21 protein-coding genes and 1 riboswitch are annotated in these 24,272 nt (G+C 65.5%); of the genes, 11 read left to right on the top strand and 10 right to left on the bottom strand.

The genetic code is table 11. The features are described 5' to 3' along the window. Nucleotides 1-30 precede the first annotated feature (30 nt). From ELY13_RS09835 to crtY, 4 genes are read right to left on the bottom strand one after another with little or no spacing between them, the layout of a single operon-like run. Complete coding sequence (locus tag ELY13_RS09835) at nt 31-1,050, bottom strand: phytoene/squalene synthase family protein (protein WP_241233629.1); 1,020 nt, start codon at nt 1,048-1,050, stop codon at nt 31-33. Between the two features lie 60 nt (nt 1,051-1,110). Next, nucleotides 1,111-1,692, bottom strand: coding sequence for an LOG family protein (locus tag ELY13_RS09830; RefSeq protein ID WP_126173740.1), 582 nt, complete (start codon nt 1,690-1,692; stop codon nt 1,111-1,113). Then, on the bottom strand, nt 1,689-3,182 hold the full coding sequence (locus ELY13_RS09825; protein WP_126173739.1) for a phytoene desaturase: 1,494 nt from the start codon (nt 3,180-3,182) through the stop codon (nt 1,689-1,691). The genes ELY13_RS09830 and ELY13_RS09825 overlap by 4 nt, the downstream gene beginning before the upstream one ends. Then, nucleotides 3,179-4,339 carry a lycopene beta-cyclase CrtY gene (gene crtY, locus ELY13_RS09820; protein ID WP_126173738.1) on the bottom strand — a complete coding sequence of 387 codons (1,161 nt, stop codon included), beginning with the start codon at nt 4,337-4,339 and terminating at the stop codon, nt 3,179-3,181. Before crtY ends, ELY13_RS09825 begins: the two co-directional genes overlap by 4 nt. A gap of 209 nt (nt 4,340-4,548) precedes the next feature. Here crtY and ELY13_RS09815 point away from each other — a divergent pair, with 209 nt between their 5' ends. After that, nucleotides 4,549-6,366, top strand: a complete 1,818-nt coding sequence (locus ELY13_RS09815; RefSeq protein ID WP_126173737.1) for a DUF885 domain-containing protein — start codon at nt 4,549-4,551, stop codon at nt 6,364-6,366. Nucleotides 6,367-6,414: 48 nt separating this feature from the next. Here ELY13_RS09815 and ELY13_RS09810 read toward each other — a convergent pair whose 3' ends face one another. After that, nucleotides 6,415-6,819 carry a DUF6152 family protein gene (locus tag ELY13_RS09810; protein WP_241233628.1) on the bottom strand — a complete coding sequence of 135 codons (405 nt, stop codon included), beginning with the start codon at nt 6,817-6,819 and terminating at the stop codon, nt 6,415-6,417. A 110-nt stretch (nt 6,820-6,929) separates the two neighbouring features. After that, nucleotides 6,930-7,035: riboswitch (TPP riboswitch) on the top strand. 27 nt (nt 7,036-7,062) lie between these two features. Between ELY13_RS09810 and thiC the strand changes: the two genes are divergently transcribed. From thiC to ELY13_RS09785, 5 genes are all read left to right on the top strand, one after another. Beyond that, entirely contained in the window at nt 7,063-8,910 is a 1,848-nt protein-coding gene (thiC, locus tag ELY13_RS09805; protein WP_126173736.1) for a phosphomethylpyrimidine synthase ThiC, read from the top strand. 82 nt (nt 8,911-8,992) lie between these two features. Next, on the top strand, nt 8,993-9,547 hold the full coding sequence (locus tag ELY13_RS09800) for a DUF4142 domain-containing protein (RefSeq protein ID WP_126173735.1): 555 nt from the start codon (nt 8,993-8,995) through the stop codon (nt 9,545-9,547). 29 nt (nt 9,548-9,576) lie between these two features. Next, nucleotides 9,577-10,161, top strand: a complete 585-nt coding sequence (locus tag ELY13_RS09795) for a hypothetical protein (protein ID WP_126173734.1) — start codon at nt 9,577-9,579, stop codon at nt 10,159-10,161. Between the two features lie 26 nt (nt 10,162-10,187). Then, a complete protein-coding gene (locus ELY13_RS09790; protein WP_126173733.1) occupies nt 10,188-10,481 on the top strand; it encodes a YciI-like protein in 294 nt (97 codons plus the stop codon). A 43-nt stretch (nt 10,482-10,524) separates the two neighbouring features. After that, nucleotides 10,525-10,725, top strand: coding sequence for a hypothetical protein (locus ELY13_RS09785; protein ID WP_126173732.1), 201 nt, complete (start codon nt 10,525-10,527; stop codon nt 10,723-10,725). Nucleotides 10,726-10,751: 26 nt separating this feature from the next. Here ELY13_RS09785 and ELY13_RS09780 read toward each other — a convergent pair whose 3' ends face one another. Then, nucleotides 10,752-12,512, bottom strand: a complete 1,761-nt coding sequence (locus ELY13_RS09780; RefSeq protein WP_126173731.1) for a cation:proton antiporter domain-containing protein — start codon at nt 12,510-12,512, stop codon at nt 10,752-10,754. 87 nt (nt 12,513-12,599) lie between these two features. Further along, nucleotides 12,600-14,060 (bottom strand): ATP-binding protein, encoded by a 1,461-nt coding sequence (locus ELY13_RS09775; protein ID WP_126173730.1) that lies wholly within the window; start codon nt 14,058-14,060, stop codon nt 12,600-12,602. Nucleotides 14,061-14,251: 191 nt separating this feature from the next. Between ELY13_RS09775 and ELY13_RS09770 the strand changes: the two genes are divergently transcribed. Continuing rightward, entirely contained in the window at nt 14,252-16,000 is a 1,749-nt protein-coding gene (locus tag ELY13_RS09770) for a DEAD/DEAH box helicase (RefSeq protein ID WP_126173729.1), read from the top strand. A 53-nt stretch (nt 16,001-16,053) separates the two neighbouring features. On the opposite strand, the gene ELY13_RS09765 is transcribed toward ELY13_RS09770, so the two are convergent. Continuing rightward, complete coding sequence (locus ELY13_RS09765) at nt 16,054-16,434, bottom strand: response regulator (protein WP_241233627.1); 381 nt, start codon at nt 16,432-16,434, stop codon at nt 16,054-16,056. Between the two features lie 161 nt (nt 16,435-16,595). On the opposite strand from ELY13_RS09765, the gene ELY13_RS09760 reads away from it, so the two are divergent. Both ELY13_RS09760 and ELY13_RS09755 read left to right on the top strand, forming a co-directional pair. After that, nucleotides 16,596-18,080 (top strand): ATPase domain-containing protein, encoded by a 1,485-nt coding sequence (locus ELY13_RS09760; protein ID WP_126173728.1) that lies wholly within the window; start codon nt 16,596-16,598, stop codon nt 18,078-18,080. Next, a complete protein-coding gene (locus ELY13_RS09755) occupies nt 18,080-20,104 on the top strand; it encodes a hybrid sensor histidine kinase/response regulator (protein ID WP_126173727.1) in 2,025 nt (674 codons plus the stop codon). The genes ELY13_RS09760 and ELY13_RS09755 overlap by 1 nt, the downstream gene beginning before the upstream one ends. Before the next feature lie 3 nt (nt 20,105-20,107). Here the strand turns inward: ELY13_RS09755 and ELY13_RS09750 are convergent, their stop codons facing one another. Next, complete coding sequence (locus ELY13_RS09750) at nt 20,108-20,296, bottom strand: hypothetical protein (RefSeq protein WP_126173726.1); 189 nt, start codon at nt 20,294-20,296, stop codon at nt 20,108-20,110. 200 nt (nt 20,297-20,496) lie between these two features. Here ELY13_RS09750 and ELY13_RS09745 point away from each other — a divergent pair, with 200 nt between their 5' ends. Then, the gene (locus tag ELY13_RS09745) at nt 20,497-21,078 is read left to right on the top strand and encodes an ANTAR domain-containing response regulator (RefSeq protein WP_126173725.1); all 582 of its coding nucleotides are present in this window, start codon (nt 20,497-20,499) and stop codon (nt 21,076-21,078) included. Beyond that, on the top strand, nt 21,075-22,286 hold the full coding sequence (locus tag ELY13_RS09740) for a CmpA/NrtA family ABC transporter substrate-binding protein (protein ID WP_126173724.1): 1,212 nt from the start codon (nt 21,075-21,077) through the stop codon (nt 22,284-22,286). Before ELY13_RS09745 ends, ELY13_RS09740 begins: the two co-directional genes overlap by 4 nt. A 215-nt stretch (nt 22,287-22,501) precedes the next feature. On the opposite strand, the gene ELY13_RS09735 is transcribed toward ELY13_RS09740, so the two are convergent. Beyond that, nucleotides 22,502-24,265, bottom strand: coding sequence for a bifunctional protein-serine/threonine kinase/phosphatase (locus tag ELY13_RS09735; protein ID WP_241233626.1), 1,764 nt, complete (start codon nt 24,263-24,265; stop codon nt 22,502-22,504). Nucleotides 24,266-24,272 lie beyond the last annotated feature (7 nt).

Raw genomic sequence — 24,272 nt, 5'->3', positions numbered from 1 at the left:
GCGGCGGGTTCCCGCCTGCCCTCAGTCGCCCTAGAGCGATTGTTCCTCTTCGTCCGGTAGCGGAGTCTGGGGAATCCCGGCGATCGGGCCGGCCATGCGGACCATCACCAGCAGTTCTCCCCGCGTCCAGCGCGGCCATTCCTCCGGCTCTGGCGGAGTCTTCATCGCGTCGAGCAGGGCCTCAATTAAATGGAGGAACTTGCCGAAGGCCGAGACCCGCACGCGCTTGTCCCAGGCCTTGGCCCCGCGGCGGCGGACCTTGCGGCCGATTGCGCCGTAGATGTTGGCTGCGGCCAGCACCGCCCAACGCTGGCGGAACGGCAACTGGGCCGCTCCGATCCGGGCAGCCGCCTCGTGCCGCTCGGCCATGTCCAGCACCCGCGCGACCAGGGCGACAAGTTCCTTGCGATATTCGGGGCGCATGTGCTGGCCGGGCGGTATGTCGGCTTCGACCAGCCATTCGACAGGCAGATAGCAGCGCCCGGCTGCGGCATCTTCCGCGACATCGCGGGAAATGTTGACCAACTGGAAGGCCAAGCCCAGATCGCAGGCGCGGTCGAACATCGCCTCGTCCTCCGGCGGGACGTTCATGACCTTGGCCATCATCACCCCGACTCCGCCCGCGACGTGATAGCAGTACCGCATCAGGTCGGCTTCGGTGCGGGGGCGCCAGCCTTCGGCATCGAGCGCGAACCCTTCGATCAGGTCTTCGGCCATGTCGGCGGTGAGACCCGCTTCCATTGCCACCTGACCGAAAGCGTCGAAGCCGATGTCGGCCGTGGGCTGGCCTTCGAGGGAGCGCATGGTCAGGATTCGGATCGCCTTCACCCGGTCCCGCGCGTCGCGTTCGGGCGCCGTCGGCGTGCCGCCGTGATCCTGCCCGTCCGTATCGTCATCGCAGCGCCGGCACCAGGCATAGAGCATCCACGCCCGTTCACGCGTGGGCTTGTCGAACAGATTTGCGGCAACGGCGAAGCTTCTCGATCCGCGCTCGATGGACTGGTGAGCCTTGCTGACCAGTTGGTCGCGATCCCGGCCGCCGCCGACCATTCGAGGTGTGGTTCGCAGGATTCGGGAAGGGGAGAGCAGTCGCGGGCGAGACATCGTGATTTACAATTCTTCTTTCTTCATCGCGAAGATCGGCCGGTGCGGTTCATAAGCAGCCATCCTCGCCAGCAGAGGGTCAAGTTCCTGCTCAACGATCAAGATCCCGCGATGTGCCGGGCGAACGAAGCCGACGCTTGCCATGTGGGTGTTGAACGCGATCAATCCGTCATAGAATCCAAAGGCATTGAGCAGCCCGACCGGCTTGGTGTGATAGCCCAGCTGCGCCCAGCTGACCGCTTCCCACAGCTCATCCATCGTGCCCACGCCGCCTGGCAGGGTGACGAACCCGTCGGACAAGTCGGTAAAGGCCTGCTTGCGTTCGTGCATGCTGGCAACGACGTGCAGCCGGGTGCAATCCGTGTTGGCCACTTCCCCGCCGACGAGGGCTTCCGGGATGACGCCGATCACCTCACCCCCGGCATTCAGGGCGCCGTTCGCCAGTGCGCCCATCAGGCCCAGCCGCCCTCCGCCGTAGACGACCCCGATCCCCCTTTGGGCCAGCGTGGCCCCGACATCGCGCGCCAGTTCGATATAGCGGGAATCTTCCGGACTGGCCGAGCCACAGTAGATCGCAAGGCGGTTCATCGAGAGAGGTCCTCCAGCATCAATCCGGCGGTCGCTTTCGCACTGCCGACCACGCCCGGAATGCCCGCACCGGGATGAGTGCCCGCGCCGACAAGGTAGAAATTTTCGATCACGGCATCGCGGTTGTGGGCGCGAAACCACGCGCTCTGCGTCAGGATCGGTTCGAGCGAGAACGCACTGCCGAGATGCGAGCTGAGATCAAGTGCGAAATCGCGCGGGGCGTAATGGAACTTGGTGACGATCCGCTGGTGAATGTCCGGGATCAGCCGCCGCCCGACTTCGTCGAGAATCCGCTGTTCCAGGATCGGCCCGATCTGCTTCCAGTCCACCGCCAGCTTGCCCATGTGCGCCACCGGGACCAGCGCGTAGAACGTGCTCATCCCCTCCGGCGCCATCGAGGGATCGGTTACGCTGGGGTGGTGGAGGTAGATCGAGAAATCCGACGGCAACACGCCATTGCGGTAGATATCGTCCAGCAGGCCTTTGTAGCGCGGGCCGAACAGGATCATGTGGTGCGGGATGCCGGGCCAGTTCCCCTCAATCCCGAAATGAACCACGAACAGACTGGGGGAGAACCGCTTTTTCGCCAGCCTGCGGCCTTCGTCCCGGCCCCGCGCGTTTCCGCCCAGCAGATCGCGATACGTGTGGACCACGTCGCCGTTGCTGGCGATCGCGTGGAATCGTTCCGTCCAGCCGCTTTGCGTCTCCACGCCGGTGACCCGGTTGCCGAGCGTTTCGATCCGCACCACCGGATCGTGCAACCGGACCGCGCCGCCCAGCCGTTCGAAATGGCGGACCATTCCCGCGACCAGCCGGTTGGTGCCCCCGCGCGCCCACCATACGCCGCCGTCCTGTTCCAGCTTGTGGATCAAGGCATAGATCGCGCTGGTGGTCATCGGATTGCCGCCGACCAGAAGGGTGTGGAAGCTGAGGGCTTCGCGCAGCTTCTCGTTTTCCACGAAACTGGAGACGATTGAATAGACCGAGCGCCAGGCCTGATGCTTTGCCAGCGCGGGCGCGGCCTTCACCATTGTCTGGAAATCGAGGAACGGTACGCTGCCGAGCCGGACATAGCCTTCGCGGTAGACGGCGGCCGAATATTCGAGAAACGCCTCATACCCCGCGACATCGGCCGGGTTCAGCCGCGCGATCTGGCCGCGCAGACCCGGGCCGTCGTTCGTGTAATCGAAGTTGGTCCCGTCCGGCCAGTTGAGCCGGTAGAACGGGGCAACCGGCATCAGGTCCACGTCCTCGGCCATGTCATGGCCGGTAATATCCCACAGTTCGCGCAGACAGTTCGGGTCGGTGACCACTGTCGGCCCGGCATCGAAGGTGAAGCCGTCCCGTTCCCAGTAGTAGGCCCGCCCGCCCGGCTTGTCGCGCGCTTCGACCAGGGTCGTCTCGATCCCGGCCGCCTGCAGCCGGATCGCAAGCGCAAGCCCGCCGAACCCCGCGCCGATCACGCAGGCGCGCCGTTCGATCCCGGTCATGCCGCGGCCCTCCCGGCCAGGGCCAACAGCGCCCGGTGCACCGGCAGCGGCGGTTTGCCGATCAGAATGCGCGCCTTGTCGAGCCCGGTGCTCTGAGCCGCGTAGAACCGCTGGATCACCGGTTCCGGCAAGCGGTAGAAGTGGGCGAATACGCGATACCGCTCTTCCGGAGCGGCGGCGAACAGCATCGTTCCGAGCATTCGGTAAAACCTTGTCTGGTGCCAGTGAGAGCGCGCGTTGCGCGCCAGGTAATCGCTGAGAGCCGGGCCGGACACATCGTCCAGACTGGCGATTCCGATGGCGGTGCGCACGGCGAGGGGCAGGGTGTAGCTTGTCAGCGGGTGAACCAGCCCGGCGCCGGCTCCGGCACGGGCAACGCCGTCGATCCGCTGTTCTGCCTCGAACCGCTCGAAGTCGCCGCCGGTAATCACCGGCAGGATGCCTGTTTCTTCATGGATCGTTTCGCCCTGGCACCCGTGACGAGCGCAGTAGCGATCGACCCGGGCTTTCAGTTCGGGCTCATCCAGCGTGGGGTCGTCGGCATAGTAGGTATCTTCGATGAAGAGTTCGTCCGGTGCCAGCGGCAGGGCATAGATGAAGCGGTAGGTGCCGTGCTGGCGGACCATGGCATCCATGATCACCGGCCGCTCAACGCCATGGGGTGCGCGAGTTCGCACGTGGCGACCATAGAACACCTGCCATCCGCCGGTAAGATGCGCGGAGGGGCCAAGGCCGCGGCAGTCGATCACCGCGCCCGCGGCGATCCGGTGCCCGTCGCCCAGGGTCACCCCGTCGGCGTCCAGCGTGATCACACTGCGGCCGCAGACCAGCGCCTCGGCCGGCAGAAGATCGCGCAAGGCACCATCGAAATCGGGCGAGACAAGCGAGCGGTATCCGGTCTCCAGCCGCCGTTCGAAGCCGGGAAAGCGAACTTCGTGGCCTTCCCAGGAGACGTGGGGGAACAGCTGCATCAGCTGGGTGCCGACGGCATCGAGATCGGTGGAAAACCAGCTCCAGCGGTGGTTTCCGCCGAGCTGTTGCCCTGCTTCGATCAGCCGCACTGTCAGCTCGGGCCGATGGCGGGCAAGTGCAGCCGCAATCAGCCCGCCCGAAAGCCCGCCTCCAACAATGGCGATGTCGCACCGGCTCTCGCCCATGGGCCTTGTCTTAGCGGCTCCCGCTGTCGGCGCAACTCCACCGCGGCCCTGTGGGGAAGGTTTCCATCGAAACCGGTGGACAGTTGGACGAGGGGCTGTTTGCGTTCACGTCTCGCAAAGGCAATGTCTGACAGGTTGGCCGCGCGTTGGCGGTCAAGCGATCGCGGTTCTTGCGGCCGGCTTGTTCGGCCAGTTTTCGGGATGTGTCCATGCTCAGACTTCGCCTTGCCCTGCTTGCCGCCGCTGCTCTTCCGCTTGGTGCCGGACCGGCCCTGGCCCAGCCGGGCGCCGCTACCGCCGCGACTGCCAGCGCGCAGAGCGAGCATGACAAGCTGTTCGCGCTGTTCGACGCTGCCGACGAGGCCAGCCTTTCGCGCAATCCGCTGTCGGCCTTGTCGCGCGGGGACATGCGCTATGCCGACCGGATCGGAGACTACTACAGCGACGCCTTTACCGAAGCCCAGCGCCGGGCGGCGCAGGAAGAGCTTGCCGCCCTGGCAGCGATCGATCGCGCGGCGCTGAACCCGACCGACCGGATCGCCTACGACGTATTCCGGTACGACCGGGAGCAGACGCTGAAGGGCCTGACTCCGGAAGTGCTGGCGCTGACTGAGGTGCGCCCGATCAACCACTTCGAAGGGCTGCACACCTTCTATCCCGCGATTGCCAGCGGGCAGGGCATGGCGCCGTTCAAGACGGTTGCCGATTACGACAACAACCTGAAGCGTCACGCCGAATACGCCAAGCTGATCGACCGCACCATCGGCCGGTTCCGCGAAGGACTGGGCAGCGGCGTGGTGGAAACGAAGCTGACCGTGCGCAACATGATCGAGCAGCTTGACACCCAGCTGGCCCAGCCGGTGGACGCATCCCCGTACTGGGGTCCGGTGGCGATGTTCCCGGAAGGCTTTTCCGCGGCGGACAAGTCACGGCTGACGGCGGAATACCGCGACACGCTGACCAGCACGATCTACCCGGCCAACCGCCGCCTGCGCGATTTCCTGCGCGACGAGTACCTTCCGGCGGCGCGCGACAGCGTGGGGCTGAGCCAGATGAAGGGCGGGGAACGGCTTTACCGCCAGATGATCGAGCAGACGACCACGCTGCCGCTGGAGCCCGCCTATCTCCACGACCTTGGCTTGTCGGAAGTGGCACGGATTCGCGGTGAGATGGAGAAGATCAAGCAGCGAGTCGGCTTCACCGGTTCGCTGCAGGAGTTCTTCGAGTTCATCCGCACCGATCCGCAATTCAAGCCCGAGAGTCGGGAACAGCTGGCAGAGGATTATTACGCCATCGGAAGGGCGGTGGAAGCGCACGTGCCGCACTACTTCGCGACCACGCCGGAGTCTCCGCTGGAAATCCGGGCCGTGGAGCCATTCCGCGAAAAGTTCGAAGCTGGCGGCAGCTACCAGTCGGGCACGGCCGATGGATCGCGCCCGGGGATCTTCTACTACAACGCCTATGACCTCCCGAGCCGCACCACTCCGGGGCAGACCTCGCTCTATCTGCATGAAGGCGCACCGGGGCACCATTTCCAGATCAGTCTGGCGCAGGAGAATGAGGCGCTGCCAGCGTTCATGCGCTTCGGCGGCAACACCGCGTTCGTAGAAGGCTGGGCGCTTTACGCCGAGACGCTGGGCTATCCGATGGGTCTGTTCGAGGACCCGTACCAGCACTTCGGCACGCTGAACGACGAGATGCTGCGCGCGATGCGGCTGGTGGTCGATACCGGGCTCCATTCCAAGGCCTGGACCCGCGATCAGGCGATCGCATACATGCTGGACAATTCTGGCATGGGGCGGACCGATGCCACGGCGGAAGTGGAACGCTACATCGCCATTCCCAGCCAGGCGCTAGCCTACAAGGTCGGCGCGCTGAAGATCCAGGAACTGCGCCAGAAGGCGGAAACCGCGCTGGGCCCGAAGTTCGACATCCGGGAGTTTCACGAACAAGTGCTCGGCACCGGGGCGCTGCCGCTGCCGGTACTGGAAAGCAAGATCGACGGCTGGATCGCGTCGAAAGCCTGACTTTGCCGGGCGCCGCCGGAAAGCGGCGCCCGGTTCAAGCGCGCCGGATCAGCCGGACTTCAGCGTCTTGTCCCGGTTCGGGTACACGTCGTACGTCTTGCCGTTGACGGTGATCGTTTCGCCCTTGAACGCGCTGATCTTTGGATCGCGCGCCCGGTGGCCGGTGATCACGACGCGGTCGCCCACTTTCGCGGCGCCGGGGCCGAAGCCGGAGCGCTGGGCAACGATCGGCGGAGACAAGTCCACTTCCCACGGGCCTTGTTCGGTTCGAATTCGCAAGTGCATGTGGGGATTGCCGAAGTCGATTTGCTCAATCGTGCCGACAAGGCGGGTTTCCTCACCCTGCGTCCAGCCCCAGCCGTGATGCGCCAGCGTCGCGGCGGGCAGGGTAAGCGCGAGAGCAGGGAGAATCCGGATTGCCAGTTTCGTCGTCAGGTGTGTCGCGATATTCACGGCACCTCTCCTTCTGATGGCGGTTGCCGGGGCGGAGCATACCACATCCCGCGCCCGGTGCATCCTGGCGACAGGGCGCTTGCCGTGATTTTCGGAAGCGCCTAGATTGCATGGCATCCCCGGGGAGCCATGTGGCTGAGAGGGGCGGGTAACGCCGCCCGACCCGTCGAACCTGAACCCGTTAGCACGGGCGGAGGGAAGGGTCGCAACGCGCGCTCTCCGTCCGCCTTTCGAGGAGCGCACATGGCCGACATCAATTCTCCTGTCGAAATCGGCGTCACCACCGGTCCGATTCGTGGCAGCCGCAAGATCCACGTCGGCCCCTTCAAGGTGGCAATGCGTGAAATCGCGCTTGAGCCTTCCAGCGGGGAGCCGCCGGTCCGCGTCTATGACACCTCCGGGCCCTACACGGACCCGCAAGCACAGATCGACATCAACGCCGGCCTGCCGCAGCTTCGCCGCGAGTGGATCATGGCGCGGGGCGACGTGGAGGAATACGACGCCCGCGAAGTGAAGCCGGAAGACAACGGCCAGCTCGGGCCCGATCGTTCCGGCGGGGTTCCCGCGTTCCCGAATGTGGTCAGGCGGCCCCTGCGCGCCAAGGCGGGCGCCAACGTCAGCCAGATGCACTACGCCCGCCGCGGAATCATCACGCCCGAGATGGAATATGTCGCGGAGCGGGAAAACCTCGGCCGTGCGATGCTGAAGGACCATGTCCGCGACGGGCAGGACTGGGGCGCGGCAATCCCCGATTACGTCACGCCCGAGTTCGTACGGGACGAGCTGGCGCGGGGGCGGGCGATCATTCCCAACAACATCAACCACCCGGAATCGGAGCCGATGGCAATCGGCCGCAACTTCCTGGTCAAGATCAACGCCAACATCGGCAACTCCGCCGTCGCCAGCGACGTTGCGAACGAAGTCGACAAGATGGTCTGGTCGATCCGCTGGGGTGCGGACACCGTGATGGACTTGTCCACCGGGCGCAACATTCACGACACGCGCGAATGGATCATCCGCAACAGCCCGGTGCCGATCGGCACCGTGCCAATCTACCAGGCGCTGGAAAAGGTCGGCGGGATTGCGGAAGACCTGACCTGGGAGATCTTCCGCGACACCCTGATCGAACAAGCCGAGCAAGGCGTGGACTACTTCACCATCCACGCCGGGGTGCGTCTGCCGTATATTCCGATGACGGCCAAGCGCGTCACCGGGATCGTCTCGCGCGGCGGGTCGATCATGGCCAAGTGGTGCCTTGCCCATCACAAGGAGTCGTTCCTCTACGAACACTTCGACGACATTACCGAGATCATGAAGGCCTATGACATCGCCTATTCGCTGGGCGACGGCCTGCGTCCCGGAAGCATCGCCGATGCCAACGACGAGGCGCAGTTCGCCGAACTCTACACGCTGGGCGAATTGACGAAGCGGGCTTGGGCGCAGGACGTGCAGGTGATGATCGAAGGCCCCGGCCACGTGCCGATGCACAAGATCAAGGAGAACATGGACAAGCAGCTGGAGGCTTGCGGCGAAGCCCCGTTCTACACCCTCGGCCCGCTCGTCACCGATATTGCGCCGGGATACGATCACATCACCAGCGGCATCGGCGCGGCCCAGATCGGCTGGTACGGCACCGCGATGCTCTGCTATGTCACGCCGAAGGAACACCTTGGCCTGCCCGACCGGGACGACGTGAAGGTCGGGGTCGTGACCTACAAGTTGGCCGCCCACGCGGCGGACCTTGCCAAGGGGCACCCGGCGGCCAAGGTGCGGGACGATGCGCTGTCCCGCGCGCGGTTCGAATTCCGCTGGCGTGACCAGTTCAACCTCAGCCTCGATCCCGACACGGCCGAACAGTACCATGACCAGACTCTGCCGGCAGAAGGAGCCAAGACCGCACACTTCTGTTCGATGTGCGGCCCGAAGTTCTGCTCCATGAAGATCACGCAGGAGGTGCGCGAGTTTGCAGCGAGGCAGAACCAGCCGAGCGATGCATTCCTTGCCGCCGAAGACGCGGAGAAAGGCATGGAAGAAATGCGCGACAAGTTCCGGGAAGAAGGCGGCGAAATCTATCTTCCCGCTGCCGAATAGATCGACATCGGGTTCTTCTGGTGCGATCTTTTGCGGAACGCCTTCCCCTGCCGTTCGTCGGCAGGGGAAAGGAGAATAACCCATGAAGATCAAACCAGGATATCTGTTCGCCATTGCCGGTGCCGCCGCGCTTTCGGCCTGCAACACCTATGCCGGAGCCGGTACCGGAGTTGGGGTTGGAACCAACGCGGCTGTCGCCGGCATGCCCGGAGTGGGCGTTACGCAGCAGGCCTTCGTCCACATGGCTGCGGCCAACAGCGCCTTTGAAATCCAGGCCGCGCAGCTTGCAACCCCGATGAGCACCGATCCGCAGGTGCGCGCCTATGCGCAGAAGATGATCAACGACCACACGATGGCGACCCAGACGTTGCAGCGGGCCGCGGCCGAAGCGCGCGTGCCGATCGACATGACGCTGACTGCCGAACAGCAGGCCAGCCTCAGCGCCCTGCGCAGCGCGGGCACCGCCGCGAACTTCAACGCGCTTTACAAGCAGCAGATGATGCTGAGCCACGAAAGGGCTTACGCCATGCTGCAGGTCGGTGCGCAGATGAACCAGTGGCAGGCCCTGCAGGGCTGGGCACGGGCGCACCTGCCGATCATCCAGAACCACCTGATGATGGCACGCCAGCTGCCCTGATCCGGACTGACGCAAAAGGCGGCGGCGCAATGCGCTTTTCCATAAAGTACGGCGTCGCCGCCTTTGCCCTGGCCCTTGCGGCTTGCGATTCCGGGCAGCCGCCGGCTCCCGGACCGGAGCCGGTACCTGCTCCCTCGGCTGTGGAAACCACCCGCACATCGGCGCCATCCGCCAGCAACAGCAACCAGCTTACCCCTGCTGGACTTGGCGCAATCGCGCTCGGCAAGCCGCCGCCAACCACCGGGGAGGTCGGCTTGCGCGAGGACGACGTTCAGTTGTCCGAATCCTGCCGCACCCTATCAACCGGCCGCTACCCCGATATCTATGTGATGAGCGATGGGGAGCGCGTCACCCGCATCACGGTGATGCGGGATTCTCCCATCCAGACGGAACGCGGGATCGGCCTGGGTGCGACCGAGGCGGATGTTCGCCGCGCTTATCCTGATGCAGTGGAAGCCGCCCACGAGTACATCGTCACTCCCGGAAAGAACCTGACGTGGAGCCCGCAAGGCAGCGAGGCGGGTCTGCGGTTCGAAATCGATGGCGAGGGGAAGGTCACGCTGATCCACGCCGGCCTTCCGCCCTGGCTTGGCAATCCGGAAGGATGCGCTTGATCCTTCCTTGCGGTAGGGGAGTTGGGATGAAGCACTTCCTCCTGATCTACACCCTCGCCCCTGACTACCTTGAGCGCCGCGCGGCCCTGCGCAAGGAGCACCTCGACCTGACCCGCGAGGCTGCCGACAAGGGCGAACTGCTGCTGGGCGGAGCGCTGAACCCGCCCGACGAAGCCTTGCTGCTCTTCGCCGGGCAGGGACCGGAGGCAGCCGAAGCGTTCGCCCGGGCCGATCCCTACGTTACCCAAGGTCTCGTCACCGAATGGCGCGTGCGCGAATGGGTGACGGTGGCGGGGAAGGGTGCGGCATCAGAGCCCTGAAATGCGTCCTTCAGCGCGGGAGGAAGTAAGCTAGAAGGAATGTATGACGCCGAACTTCGATCCGTTTCATTCCCACGAGGTGCTCGACCGGGCGCACCTTATGGCGAGCATGTGGGCCGACTTCATCGAGAAGCATCCTCTTGTGGCCGCGGACGAGGAGCTGCGGGAAAAAGCTGAGACAATTGGCGAGCTCATCGGCCGGTTCTACCAACTTGTCGGAGAGCGGACCTCCGAGGAGCAGTAATCGCCTTCTTTCGCACGTGAGCGGGTCTAGGGGGCTTCGTTCGTCTCCGGCTGCGTCAGAATCCGGTCCTGTGCGGTGCGCAAGCTGCCGGTCTCGAATTGCATGTCGAGCCGCTCGCTGTCGCGGGTACGGTATTTGCCTTCCGCGCGGTCGATCTGTTCCTGGTTCACGCCGACGGCGTTCAGCGCCAGGCGGGCCATGCCGATTGCGGACTCGAATACTTCGCGGAAGATCCCTTCAACTGGCGCATTCCGCAGCTCGATCAGGCTCTTGCGGTCGAACGTGCGCGCGAAGACGGCGGCCTTTGGAAACGCTTCACGCACGGCGTGGAGGAACTCGGCCGTCAGCTGATCGCCGTCGAGGCAGAACAGGATCAGCTGCGCATCCCCGGCGCCTGCCTGCCGCAGCACATCCAGCCGCGTTCCGTCTCCGTAATAGACTTTCGCCCCGAAGCTGCCGGCCACGTCGATCATCTCTATGTCGCGGTCAATCAGCGTGATCGACAAGTTGCTGGTCAGCAGTATCTGCGCGACTGTTTGACCAAAGCGGCCATAGCCGACCACCACCGCACTGGCGCCGTCGGAAACCGGTTCTTCCCGCGTCTGCTCCGGCCCGGGAGGCGGCTTGCGGAAGCGGCGGGTGACGATCATCAGCAGCGGCGTCAGCGCCATCGACAAGGTGACGACAGCGCCGAACAAGCTGGATGCCTCCCTTGAGATGAGCAGCGCATGTTCGGCCTGCGCGAACAGCACGAAGCCGAATTCGCCGCCTTGGCTCAGCAGCAAGCCCAGTGCCAGCGCACCGCGCCAGTTCATCCCGAAAAGCAGGCCCAGCGCCAGGATCACGCCGGTTTTCACCGCGATCAGGCCAGCCGCCATCGACAGCACGAACAGGGGCCGTTCGGCAATTGCGCCAAGATCCAGCATCATGCCTACGGCCAGGAAGAACAGTCCCAGCAGGATCGACCGAAACGGCTCGACGTCGGTTTCCAGTTCATGGCGATAGGGCGAATCGGCCAGCACGACCCCGGCGACGAACGCGCCCAGCGCGGTCGACAAACCGAGGAATTCCATCAGCGCTGCCGAGGCCACGATGGTGAACAGCGCGGCGACGACGAACATCTCCCGCTCTCCCAGCCGGCCGATCAACTGCAGCAGGGGCGTGAGCAGGAACCGGCCAGCGGCGAAGATGCCCGCGATCGCCAGCACGGTGTAGATTGCCAGCTGCCAGCCGGGCGGCCCGCCGGCATCCGCCGGGTTGCGGGACAGGACCGCAAGGATCGTGATCAGCGGGATGAGCGACAGGTCCTGGAACAACAGCACCGAAAATGCCCGCTCCCCGAACGGTGTCCGCAGCCGCCCCGACGATTGCAGCATCGGCAGCACCTGGGCGGTGGAGGACAAGGCAAGCGGAAGACCGAGCGCTAGCGCGGCGGCGAGGGTGAACCCGGCCGTGGTCCAGATGAATGCCGCCAGTGCCAGCCCGCAGACGGTCACCTGGATCAGGCCAAGTCCGAAAATGTCCCGCTTCATCCGCCACAATCGCGCCGGATTCAGTTCCAGCCCGACGACAAACAGCAGCAGGGTTATGCCAAGTTCGGCAAAGCCCAGCTTGCCTTCGGCATCCCCGATGAAGCCGAACCCGTGCGGCCCGACCGCAACCCCCGCGACAAGATAGCCAAGCGTCGCGCCCAGCCCGATCCGCCGGAAGACCAGCACGAACCCCAGCGCAAAGCCAAGCAGGATGAAGCCGTCGCGCAGCAGGGAAACATCACCGGCTTCGTGCATCGCACCCCTCCTGAAAGATCGCGGCTATCTAGTGGGACAAGCTCGATCGGTCCATCGGGCACAAGGTGCGACGCGCCCGATGCTCCCTCAGGCGGCGAGCGTGGTCAGGTTCAGTTCGGGGATCGTTACCGTTCGCCGCCCGCCGAAATCGGTCCGGATCACGATCAGGCCCATCTTTTCGAGATATTCCAGCAAGCGCCGGACCCGGCCAAGGGAATTGGTGCCGTAGATCCGCGCCAGGGTATCGTCGTCCGGGCAGGGCGCACCTTCGGCGGCGGCCTTGGCAATCATCAGGAACGGCGCGACCAGATCGTCCGGCACGCCTTCCGCCAGGCGGAGCGCCTCGCCCAGTTCGGCCGCGTCCGCTTCATCGCCAAGTCCCGCCAGCGCAACTGCGAACCGGCGCTTGAACTGCATTGCGTCGAGGCCATGCCGTCTCAGGCCGCGCATCCGGCAACGGACGTTGAAGTCCTGGAACAGCGTCGCGGCTGGCTGGAACGTGCAGCCTTCCTCCGCCGTCATTTCGGCCAGGACTTCCCGCAGCAGAGGCTCGACATCTTCCGGTTCGCTGGGCTCCGGGGCGGCTTCGGGCGGCAGCGGGGCAGTGAAGCCGGAAATCCGTTCATGCAGATCGTCCGGCTTTGCCGGTTCGGGTTCCCGCCGCATGACCGGGGCCGGCTGGCTGGTCGCTTCGTCCAGATCGGCGTGGAGCAGCGCTTCCATTTCCTGCGGAGAGGAGGGCGGGGGCGGCATCAGGCCGGGAGAGACGGAGCGGGCGCTGGTCTGCACCGCGCCGACCTTCACCGCCACCGGCCTGCGGCTGATCGCGGGGCCAAGGCCGAGGAAGTGACCCCGTTCAAGATCGCGGATCTGTTCCGCCTGCCGCCGTTCCATGCCCAGAAGATCGGCAGCGCGGGCCATGTCAATGTCCAGGAAGGTGCGGCCCATCAGGAAGTTCGACGCTTCGGCCGCAACGTTCTTGGCCAGCTTGGCGATTCGCTGGGTGGCGATGACCCCGGCCAGCCCGCGCTTGCGGCCGCGGCACATCAGGTTCGTCATCGCGGCAAGGGAGGTCCGGCGCGCTTCGTCGCTGACCTCTCCCGCGGCGGCCGGCGCAAACACCTGGGCTTCGTCGACGATAACCAGCGCGGGGTACCAGTGCTTGGCCGGGGCATCGAACAGCGCGGACAGGAACAAGGCGGCGCAGCGCATCTGGCTGTCGATCTCCAGTCCGTCGAGCGCGAGGATCACCGAGGCGCGGTGTTCCCGAATGCGGGCGCCGATCACGCCGATCTCCGCATCGGCATAAGCCGAGCCGTCGATCACCACGTGGCCGAACGGTTCTGCCAGGCTGACGAAGTCCCCTTCCGGATCGATGATGACTTGCTGCACCATGCCGGCGCTTTCTTCCAGCAGGCGGCGCAGCAAGTGGCTTTTGCCCGAGCCGCTGTTCCCCTGGACCAGCAGCCGGGTGGCCAGGAGTTCTTCGATGTCGAGCTGGACCGGGGCTCCGGTCTTGTCGGAGCCAAGCAGGATGGACGCGTTCACACCGGCCCTTTAGCGGGTTGAAGGCCAAGGCCGAAGGGTTGACTTGCGTTTTTCCAGAGATTCTGCGTAAGAGACAGCTTGCATTCAAGCGGCTGCCGCTATGGAAGCGATTCAAGTGGCCGCGGCGTTCGATGCACCGGCTTCAAAACCGGCGCTCACACGATGTTTTCGGCGCCTTGCCAAAGAGAACCATGCCTTTTTCAAACATTCCGCCGATTCTCGGCGACGCTCTGGCCGCACGCGGCTATTCCGAACCCACGCCAGTACAGGCTGCCGTGCTTGAACCCGAAGCCGCCGGACGCGACATGATCGTTTCGGCGCAGACCGGTTCCGGCAAGACGGTCGCCTTCGGGCTGGCCATGGCACCCGACCTGATGGGCCCCGACGGCACCGTGCCGCCGACCGAACGGCCGCTGGCGCTGGTAATCGCCCCGACGCGCGAACTGGCGCTGCAGGTAAGCCGCGAACTCATCTGGCTGTACGGCCAGGCGGGTGCGCGGATCGCGACCTGCGTCGGCGGAATGGACCCGTCGAAGGAGCGGCGCGCCCTGCGCGGCGGCGCGCAGATCGTCGTCGGCACGCCAGGCCGCTTGCGAGACCATCTGGAACGCGGGGCGCTGGACCTCGGCGCCCTCAAGGCGGTCGTCCTCGACGAAGCGGACGAGATGCTCGACATGGGCTTCCGCGAAGACCTTGAGGAAATCCTCGACGCAACGCCGGAAGGGCGGCGCACGCTGCTGTTTTCCGCCACCATGCCGCGCCCGATCGTTGCGCTGGCCAAGCGTTACCAGCGTGATGCGCTGCGCATTTCCACTGTCGGTGACGATCGTGGGCACGGCGACATCGCCTATCAGGCAATGACCGTCTCCCCGTCCGAGATCGAGCATGCGGTGGTCAACCTGCTGCGGTTCCACGAAGCGGAAACCGCGATGCTGTTCTGCGCCACGCGCGAGAACGTTCGCCGTCTGCACGCGATCCTGCAGGAACGCGGCTTTGCCGTCGTTGCGCTTTCGGGCGAACATTCCCAGTCGGAACGCAATCAGGCCCTGCAGGCCCTTCGGGACAGGCGGGCGCGGGTCTGCGTCGCGACCGACGTTGCCGCGCGCGGGATCGACCTGCCGACGCTCAGCCTCGTGGTCCATGTCGAAATCCCCCGCGATGCCGAGACGCTGCAGCACCGGTCGGGCCGTACGGGCCGCGCGGGCAAGAAGGGGACGGCCGTGCTCGTCGTGCCCTATCCGCGTCGCCGCCGGGTCGAAGGCATGCTGCGCGGAGCGCGGATCGAGGCCGAATGGATCGATGCGCCGACGCCCGAGACAATCCGCAAGCAGGACCGTGAGCGGTTGCTCGAAGCCCTGCTCGAGCCGGCCGAATTCGACGAGGAGGATCGCAATCTCGCCGCGCGCCTGATGGCCGAACGGTCGCCCGAAGACATCGCCGCGGCGCTCGTCCGTGCCCACCGTGCTGCCTTGCCGCAACCGGAAGAGCTGATCGAGAACACACCGGAGGCACGCCGGGAAGCGCAGCAGGAACGCCATCGTCCCGGCTTCGAGGATACCGTCTGGTTCCGCATGGACATCGGCCGCCGGCAGAATGCCGATCCGCGCTGGATCCTGCCGCTGCTCTGCCGCCGCGGCCACATCACGCGCAATGAGATCGGGGCAATCCGCATCGGCGCCAACGAAACCCACATCCAGGTTCCGCGCATCGTGGCCGACAAGTTCGCCAAGGCACTGGAACGCACCGCGGGCGAGGACGAGAACGATGTCCACATCGAACCGTCCGCTGAGCCGCCGCGGGATGCGGCGCGGCAGAACCGCCGCGCAGGCGGTCCGCGCGAGGGCCAGCGCAATGGGCCGCGCAGCGGCCCCGGGGGCAAGGCACGCCCGGGCGGGCCGGACCGCAAGCCATGGGCGAAATCGAAAAAGCCCCGCGCCTGAAGCAGCGGCACGGTGGAAACCAGAGCGGTCGGTCCGGCAACGGACCGGCCGCTTCAGTTTGTGAGCGAAGCGCGAAGATCCCGCAGGACGGCCGCGAGCCTGTCCATGGTGAACGGCTTGGGCAGCACCGCTGCCGCGCCGTGATCGGTTGCTGGGGGTGCGCCGCTGGCGATGGCGAACGGGTGGTTGCGCCGGGCCAGTTCCCCGGCGATCGGATCGGTGTTCCGGCCCGCAAGATCGAGATCGAGCAGCGCGACGTCGAAACCGCCGCCCTGGCTCGCTTCCGAGGCGCTGTCATAATCCGCGAACGGTCCCACGACCTCGCACTCCAGATCCAACAGCATTTCTTCCAGCAGCATGGAAATCAGCGGCTCATCCTCGATCACGAGGACGCGCAAGCCGCCAAGACCGGTGTCGGTCGCAAGATCCGCCAAGCGGGATGCCTCCTTTTACGTCCGGGACGCGATGCGGTCCCGGTCCGGCGTCCCTGCTGCCTTACCTTGCCGCTTGCCGCAAGCCCTCCCGGGGGCGCTATCGGGCGCACCGTGCCTCTGTTATAGGCAGCACGCACAGAAGAATGGAATCTCGGCACACGATGACGAACACAATTCCCGAACAGGCCGCGTTTGGAATACGCGGGCTGGATAATGTCCTGAATGGCGGCCTGACACGGGAGAGGGTGTTCCTGCTGGAAGGCAGCCCGGGAACGGGCAAGACCACGATTGGAATGCAGTTCCTGGTCGAAGGCGTGAAGGCCGGGGAAAAGGTGCTGTACATCACCTTGTCGGAAACGGAATTGGAACTGCGGGCCAGCGCTGTATCGCACGGCTGGACGCTGGATGGGATTTCGGTCTTCGAGCTGGTTCCCGCCGAAAGCCTGCTGGACGAGGATCAGCAGCAGAGCCTGCTTTACTCCTCGGATCTTGAACTGGGTGAGGCGACCAAGCGGATCTTCCGGGAATTCGAGCGGGTGAAGCCTGACCGTCTCGTGCTCGACAGCTTGTCGGAAATCCGCCTGCTCGCGCAAAGCTCTCTGCGTTACCGCCGGCAGATCCTGGCGCTGAAGCACTACTTCGCCCGGCACGGAGCGACCGTGCTGATGCTCGATGACCTGACCGCGAGCGAGCACGACAAGACCGTGCACAGCATCGCGCATGGCGTGATCCGGCTGGAGGAACTGGCGCCCGACTACGGTGCCGAACGGCGCCGGCTGCGGGTCGTCAAGTATCGCGGCAAGCGGTTCCGCGGCGGCTACCACGATCTGAAGATCGAGACCGGCGGCGTGCAGGTGTTCCCGCGGCTGATTTCATCCGAACACCGGAAGGATTTTTCCCGCGACGTGCTTTGCACCAGTTCCTCGGAGATGAACGCCTTGCTGGGCGGCGGGGTGGAGCGGGGGTCGAGCGTTCTGATCCTGGGGCCTGCCGGAACCGGAAAGTCGCTGCTGACGCTCAACTTCATCGTGACGGCGGTTGCACGAGGCGAGCGGGCGGCCATGTTCATTTTCGACGAGGAGCTTGGCCTTCTGATCCAGCGGGCAAAGGGCGTCGGTATGGATCTGCAGCCGCTGATCGACGACGGCCGGCTGATGGTGATGCAGGTCGACGCAGCCGAACTGACCCCGGGCGAGTTTTCCGAACGCGTGCGTCACTGCGTCGAAACGGAAGGCGCGCGCACCGTGGTGATCGACAGCCTCAACGGTTATCAGGCAGCGATGCCGGGGGAAAGCGCGCTGGTGCTGCATATGCACGAACTGCTGCAATTCCTGAACCGGCAGGGCGCTACCACATTCCTGACCGTGGCCCAGCACGGCCTCGTCGGCGACATGCGGTCCCCGGTGGATGTCACGTATCTCGCCGATACCGTGGTCCTGCTGCGCTATTTCGAAGCGATCGGGCGGGTCAAGCGGGCGATATCGGTAGTCAAGAAGCGGACCGGTCCGCACGAGGATACGATTCGCGAATACCGCATCGGCAGCCGCGGAGTGACGTTGGGAGAACCGCTGACGCAATTCCAGGGCGTGCTGCGAGGCGTGCCGCAACTCGTCAGCGATCACTCCCTGCTGCCTGAGCAGGAATAATGGGCGGGAAATCGTCCGAACGCGCTTTGCTGCTTGCCCCGGCAGGCAGGGATGCCACCGTGGCGGCCGCGGTGCTGGCGGAAGCGGGTATCGCATCCGCCGCGGTGCGCTGCCCGGCCGAACTCATCCCGGAGTTGGAGCGCGGGGCCGGCTTCGTGCTGGTGACCGAAGAAGCCTTGCGAAGTTCCGACACCAGTGAACTGGCTGATTGGATAGAGGGGCAGGAGGAATGGTCCGACATGCCGTTCATCCTGCTCACCACGCGCGGCGGCGGGCTTGAGCGCAATCCTTCCGCTGTCCATTACCTCGGTTTGCTGGGCAACGTGACTTTTCTCGAACGCCCCTTTCATCCGACTACCCTTGTCAGCCTGGGACATTCCGCGCTGCGCGGCCGGCGCCGCCAGTACGAGGCGCGCGCCCGGTTAAAGGAACTGAAGCAGGGGGAGGAGCGCTACCGCTCCCTGTTCGAATCGATCGAGGCGGGCTTCTGCATCGTCGAGATGCAATTTGACGGGAACGGCGTCGCCCGCGATTACCGCTTCGTTGAAGCCAATCCCGCGTTCGAGCGGCAGACCGGACTGGCCGATGTCGTCGGGAAGAGCGTCCGGAAACTGGCCCCGAAGCTGGAACGGCACTGGCTCGACATTTATGGGCAAGTCGCCCGGACCGGCTCTCCGGCACGCTTTGAGCAATTCGCCGCGCCATTGGGCCGGTGGTTCGACGTTTATGCCTTCCCGACGGCCGACGGGGCGCGGGATCGGGTGGCGATCCTGTTCTACGACATCACCCAGCGGCGCGCGATCGAGCAGGAACTGCGGGATCTCACGGCTTCGCTGGAGCAGCGCGTCACCGAAGCGACGGGGGAGCGGGAAGCTGCCCTTGCCAAGCTGCACGAAGCCCAGAAGATAGAGACGCTGGGCCAGCTGACTGGCGGCGTCGCGCACGACTTCAACAATCTGCTCACTCCGATCACCGGCGCGCTCGACTTGTTGCAGCGCCGTTACGCCGAGCAGGACCCGCGGGCCGGGCGCCTGATCGGCAACGCGCTCGAATCGGCCGAGCGGGCCAAGACGCTGGTCCAGCGCCTGCTCGGTTTTGCCCGGCGCCAGGTTCTGGAAACCCGTGCGGTGAACATCGCGGCCTTGCTTGCGGGATTGCAGGACCTGATCCAGAGTTCGATCGGCGCTCCGGTGGAACTTGCGATCGAATGCGCGCAAGGCCTGCCTGCGGCCATGGCGGACCCGAACCAGTTGGAAATGGCTTTGCTGAACCTGGCGGTGAACGCCCGCGACGCCATGCCGCAAGGCGGAACGCTGACGATCCGTGCCGAAGCGGTGACACTGGAAACAGGGGAGGTGCCCGGGGTTGGCCCCGGAGCCTACCTGCGGATCTGCGTAACCGATACCGGCAAGGGCATGGACGAGGAGACGCTCGCCCGCGCGACCGAGCCGTTTTATTCAACCAAGGCATTCGGCAAGGGCACAGGCCTTGGGCTGTCGATGGTCCACGGCCTCGCGTCGCAGATGGGCGGAGGATTTCGCCTCAGCAGCCAGCCGGGTGCCGGCACGGAAGTGGCTATCTGGCTGCCGGTGGCCGAAGCGGAAGAAACGGCCGCGGCTCCGCTCGCGCCGGTGGATGAAGGACAGCCCGGCCGCACGCTGACCATCCTTCTGGTGGATGATGAGCCGCTGGTGCGTGTGGCTGTCGCCGAGATGCTGCGGGAGGCCGGGCATTCCGTCTCCGAAGCGCCGAACGGCTACGCAGCCTTGGCGAAAATGGCCGCGGCGCAGGCTGAACTGGTGATCAGCGACGTAAAGATGCCGCACATGGACGGGTGGACCCTGGCCGACGAAGTGCAGCGGTCATGGCCGCATGTGCCGGTCCTGCTGATCAGTGGCTATACCGGGTCGACCGAAGACCAGCCAAGGGTTCCCTTGCTGCAAAAGCCCTTTACCCGCGCCGCCCTGATGCGCTCCATAGAGCGGCTGGCCGTGCACGCGTACAAGACGAAAACAGTTTCCTGACGGCTAGTCGGTGGGATTCGCCGTGCCGGAGGCTGTGCGCGTGCGCTCCCTGTCTTCCTCATCGAGGGCCTGCAACAGGGCATCGAAGCGGCCGTCCTCAGGGATGGGGAAGACCTTCTTCAGGCTGCTGCCCAGCATCCGGACGTTCGTTTCCGTGAGCAGGCCAATAGCAATTATCCGCTCGCGTTCCAAATCCGGGAGCCCTTATATCTAAGTTGTTATAATCTCTTTCCATCAACGGGCGCAGCAGCGCTTGTTTCCTTATTATAGGACGGATCGGGCCCAAGTGAGCCGCTAGGGAGACTGCTTGTGCTCCGCGCCGGCGGCTGGTTCTTCCATCGTGCATTCAACCGGTTGCGCTTTGACGTTGTTGCGGTGCAATAGGGGGCGGCATGCGGATCGCGATCATAGACGAAAGCGCCAGCCGGGCCTCGATCATCGAAGAAGGGCTGGTGCAGCTCGAGGGCAGCGAAATCTTCGTACTGACGGAGCGGCGAGGGCTGCTGGCGCGGATCGAGGAAATCGGGCCCGACGTGGTCCTGATCGACCTCGGCAATCCTTCGCGCGACGTGCTGGAGGAATATTTCGCCGTCAGCCGGGCGCTTGCCCGCCCGATTGCAATGTTCGTCGACGAATCCGACGACGAGGCGATTGCTGCCTCGGTCGATGCCGGGGTTTCGGCCTATGTCGTCGATGGCCTGGCTTCGAACCGGATCCGTCCGCTGCTCGATCTCGCGGTCCGCCGGTTCAGCGCCTTTGCGCGGCTGCAGGCGGATCTCGATGAGGCCAAGGGCAAGCTGGCCGATCGGGAGACGATCGACAAGGCCAAGCGCATCCTGATGAAAAGCCGGGGATTGCCGGAACCGGCGGCTTATGCGGAATTGCGCAGCAAGGCGATGAAGGCCAATCGCCGGATCGTCGACATCGCCGAAGCGGTGGTGACCGCACACGAACTGATCGGAGATGGACAATGAGCGAGCGGCTGACCATCGGCTTTCTGCCGCTGGTGGATGCGTGCCTGCCGATCCTGGCCGCCGAGCACGGTTTCGCGGCCGAGGAAGGGCTGGAACTCGCGTTTGTCCGGGACGTGTCGTGGGCGACCGTGCTCGACCGGCTGCTCTATGGCCACTCCGACGCCGCGCACTTGCTGGCCCCCCTGGCGATTGCAACCACGCTTGGCCGGGGACGGCCGCCCCAGCCGCTCGCGGCGCCGTTCGTCCTCGGCCTCAACGGCAACGCGATCACGCTCGTGCCCGATCTGGCCGACCGGGTGAACCCCGGCGGCGGGCTGGGCGATGCGCGGGAAGTCGGCGCGGCGTTTGCGCGGGAAGCCAAGGCTCGGAGCGATGCGGGCCGCCCGATCCGCCTCGGCGTGGTCCACCGCTATTCCAGCCACAACTACATGCTGCGGTACTGGCTGGCAGGCTGCGGCATCCGCCCGGACGAGGACGTGGAGATCGTCACCGTCGCCCCGCCGTTCGTCGCCGATGCGCTCGAGAACGGGGAGATCGACGGGAGCTGCGTCGGAGAGCCGTGGAACAGCGTCGCGGTCGATCGCGGGGCCGGGCGAATCGTGCTTGCCACCGCGCAGATCTGGCGGCGCGGAGTGGAAAAGGTGCTCGCCCTGCGCGCCAGCCAGCTGGACGAACGGCGCGGGCAGATCGAGGCGCTGATCCGCGCGATGCGCAAGGCTGGCGCCCATTTCGTCGATCCGGCGAACTGGGAAGCGAACGCGGCCATTCTTTCGGGGCGGCGCTATCTGGACGCTGATCCGGACCAGGTGCTGCGGGCGATCTCCGATCGGCTGGTGCTTACGCAGGGAACGGATCCGATCCACTACCCCGATTTCATGTTCCAGCACCGGGAGGCGGCGAACTTCCCCTGGGTCAGCCAGGCCGAGTGGCTTTACACGCAGATGGTTCGCTGGGATCGATTCGCCTTCGATCCCGAAGACGCGCGCAAGGCCGCCCGAGTATTCCGGCCGGACGTCTATCGAAGTGCGCTGATCGGCACGGGAGACCTGCTGCCGGGCGCCAGCTCCAAGGTGGAAGGAAGCCTTGACCGGCCGACCGCCGTCACGGCGCAGCAGGGCGCCATGGTCATGGAGCAAAACAGCTTTTTTGACGGCCGCTCGTTCGATCCGGACCACTTGCAGGACTATCTCGCCCAGCTCCCCGGCTGATTTGCTGCGCTGCAAAAGAAAGCGCTTTACGCCGGCGCGCTAGTTCGCTTATCCTGCGCCTCGTCGGTGGAGCGGCGCCCAGAGTGGGGTGCCTCCAGGCGAAACCGGCGACAGTCAACAGCGTGGCAACGGCGCCGCCCGATCTGGCCTTCTGGCCAAGTCGTGGCGGCTTTTTTGCGTGCGTAAACCGGAAGTCGGCCGTGAAGACCAGGCGATCACAGCAGCAGCGAAACGACAAGGGCCAGCGCCAGCCCTGCGCTGAGCAGTTGCCAGAAACGCACCGGGTCGCGTTCGATCAGCGGGACGTAGCGGGGCGGCGCGCGCATCAGGCTGCCGCCACCTTCCAGCCGCCGCAGCAGGCCGACGGCATCGTCATACCGCTGTTCCCGGTCCGGCTGGATCGCGGTCAGGATCGCATCGTCAAGCCAGCTGGGGATTTCCGGACGTATGCGCGAAGGCGGGGCAGGGCTGGAAAAGCGCGGACGCTGGAAGGCCTCCTGCTCTCCAAACGGCCACTTGCCGGTGAACCAGCGGTAAAGCGTGACGCCCAGGGCGAAGATGTCGGTCCGGGCATCGCCCGCGTGGCGGTTGAATTGTTCGGGCGCCATATAGCCGGGCGTTCCCGGGATATCCTCGCCCGCGAAGTCTTCCGTCCGGGGCAGGCGGGCCACCCCGAGGTCGATCAGCTTCAATCCTCCGTCGGTGCCGAGCATGACGTTTTCGGGTTTGATGTCGCGGTGAACGATCTCAAGCCGGTGCAGCGCCGCGACCGCACGAGTCAACCGGATCGCGTGGGCGAGCGCGAATTCCAGCGGCGGAACGTCCCGCTTGAGGCGGTCCTCCATCGTTTCCCCCTCGATCAGCGGCTGCACGCCGTACAAAGCGCTCTGCCGATCCGGGCGCAGCGGATGGGCGGCAAGCACGAACGGGCTGTCCACGCGCTGCGCGATCAGCATTTCGCGCGCGAAGGCGAGCCGCAAGGCCCGTTCGCTCAAGGTCGAAGGGCGCGGGAATTTCAGCGCGACCCGGCTGTTCGTCTCACTGTCCGTTGCGGCCAACAGGGTGGCGTAGCGGCCCTGATTGATCACGTAGTCGATGCGGAAGCCGTCGATGCTTTCGCCGGCATTCGGCGGCTCGATCGCGGGGAGGGCGGAGAGCCCGGCGAACACACCGTCGTGATCGGGCGCAGGCAGGCGGACGATGTCAATCACCAGAGCGGTCGCGTTGTCGCTGGTGCCAACCCGCAGCGCTTCGGCGACAATCTCGCTCGCGGTTGCTTCGGCCGAGGCGCGGCGGGCCAAGATCGCGGCGATCCGCCGCTCCCCCAGTACGCCGTGAACGCCATCGGTGGTCAACAGCAGGCGGTCGTGCTCTGCCAGGTTGAGCGTCGCGTGATCGAGCCGCAAGTCCGCCTCGATGCCCAGCGCGCGAATCAGCACGTGACGCAGGTCCGGCTCGGGGCGGACGTGGTCGGTGGTCAGCCGCGTCAGCCGATCCTCGGAAAAGCGCCAGGCGCGGCTGTCGCCGACGTGGACCAGATGCGCGCGCCGGCCTCGCATGGCCAAGGCCGTAAAGGTGGTTGCGCTGTCCTGCATCGCATGGCCGCGCCCCTGGGTGTGGAGCCAGCGATTGTAGGCGGCGAGAGGATCGTTCATCGCCCGTGCCAGCCCCAGCGTTTCGGGCGTGGCGTAGAAGCCTTCGATCAGCGCCCGCACGGCCAGTTCCGCCGCGACCCGGCCCGCCTTGCCGCCGCTGACCCCGTCTGCGACTGCGGCGATCGCGCCGTGCCGCACCCGTTCCAGCGGGGTGCCGAGGTGTATTCCCCCGAAATCCTGGTTTTCGGCCCGCGGGCCTTTCTCGCTGGCAAACCCCGCCGCCAGCACCAGTTCGCCTTCGTTGCGCATTCCGTCCTTGCCCCCTCGCGGGCTTCGCGCCCGCGTGTGCGAGGTTCCTCCGGTCACCGTTTTCGTCAAGTCCACGAAAGGA

It is taken from the genome of Altericroceibacterium xinjiangense (assembly GCF_003958635.1).
GTDB lineage: Bacteria > Pseudomonadota > Alphaproteobacteria > Sphingomonadales > Sphingomonadaceae > Altericroceibacterium_A > Altericroceibacterium_A xinjiangense.
Note: the sequence above shows the minus strand (reverse complement) of the source record. Positions and strands in the feature narration are given on the sequence as shown.

Excerpts from the sequence above, each read along its gene's own strand:
- ELY13_RS09780 (WP_126173731.1), bottom strand. The coding sequence starts at position 12,512 with ATGCACGAAGCCGGTGATGTTTCCCTGCTGCGCGACGGCTTCATCCTG.
- ELY13_RS09815 (WP_126173737.1), top strand. The coding sequence starts at position 4,549 with ATGCTCAGACTTCGCCTTGCCCTGCTTGCCGCCGCTGCTCTTCCGCTT.
- ELY13_RS09785 (WP_126173732.1), top strand. The coding sequence starts at position 10,525 with ATGACGCCGAACTTCGATCCGTTTCATTCCCACGAGGTGCTCGACCGG.
- ELY13_RS09795 (WP_126173734.1), top strand. The coding sequence starts at position 9,577 with ATGCGCTTTTCCATAAAGTACGGCGTCGCCGCCTTTGCCCTGGCCCTT.
- ELY13_RS09830 (WP_126173740.1), bottom strand. The coding sequence starts at position 1,692 with ATGAACCGCCTTGCGATCTACTGTGGCTCGGCCAGTCCGGAAGATTCC.
- crtY (WP_126173738.1), bottom strand. The coding sequence starts at position 4,339 with ATGGGCGAGAGCCGGTGCGACATCGCCATTGTTGGAGGCGGGCTTTCG.
- ELY13_RS09740 (WP_126173724.1), top strand. The coding sequence starts at position 21,075 with ATGAGCGAGCGGCTGACCATCGGCTTTCTGCCGCTGGTGGATGCGTGC.
- ELY13_RS09755 (WP_126173727.1), top strand. The coding sequence starts at position 18,080 with ATGGGCGGGAAATCGTCCGAACGCGCTTTGCTGCTTGCCCCGGCAGGC.
- ELY13_RS09825 (WP_126173739.1), bottom strand. The coding sequence starts at position 3,182 with ATGACCGGGATCGAACGGCGCGCCTGCGTGATCGGCGCGGGGTTCGGC.
- ELY13_RS09835 (WP_241233629.1), bottom strand. The coding sequence starts at position 1,050 with ATGGTCGGCGGCGGCCGGGATCGCGACCAACTGGTCAGCAAGGCTCAC.
- ELY13_RS09770 (WP_126173729.1), top strand. The coding sequence starts at position 14,252 with ATGCCTTTTTCAAACATTCCGCCGATTCTCGGCGACGCTCTGGCCGCA.
- ELY13_RS09800 (WP_126173735.1), top strand. The coding sequence starts at position 8,993 with ATGAAGATCAAACCAGGATATCTGTTCGCCATTGCCGGTGCCGCCGCG.
- ELY13_RS09790 (WP_126173733.1), top strand. The coding sequence starts at position 10,188 with ATGAAGCACTTCCTCCTGATCTACACCCTCGCCCCTGACTACCTTGAG.
- ELY13_RS09760 (WP_126173728.1), top strand. The coding sequence starts at position 16,596 with ATGACGAACACAATTCCCGAACAGGCCGCGTTTGGAATACGCGGGCTG.
- thiC (WP_126173736.1), top strand. The coding sequence starts at position 7,063 with ATGGCCGACATCAATTCTCCTGTCGAAATCGGCGTCACCACCGGTCCG.
- ELY13_RS09745 (WP_126173725.1), top strand. The coding sequence starts at position 20,497 with ATGCGGATCGCGATCATAGACGAAAGCGCCAGCCGGGCCTCGATCATC.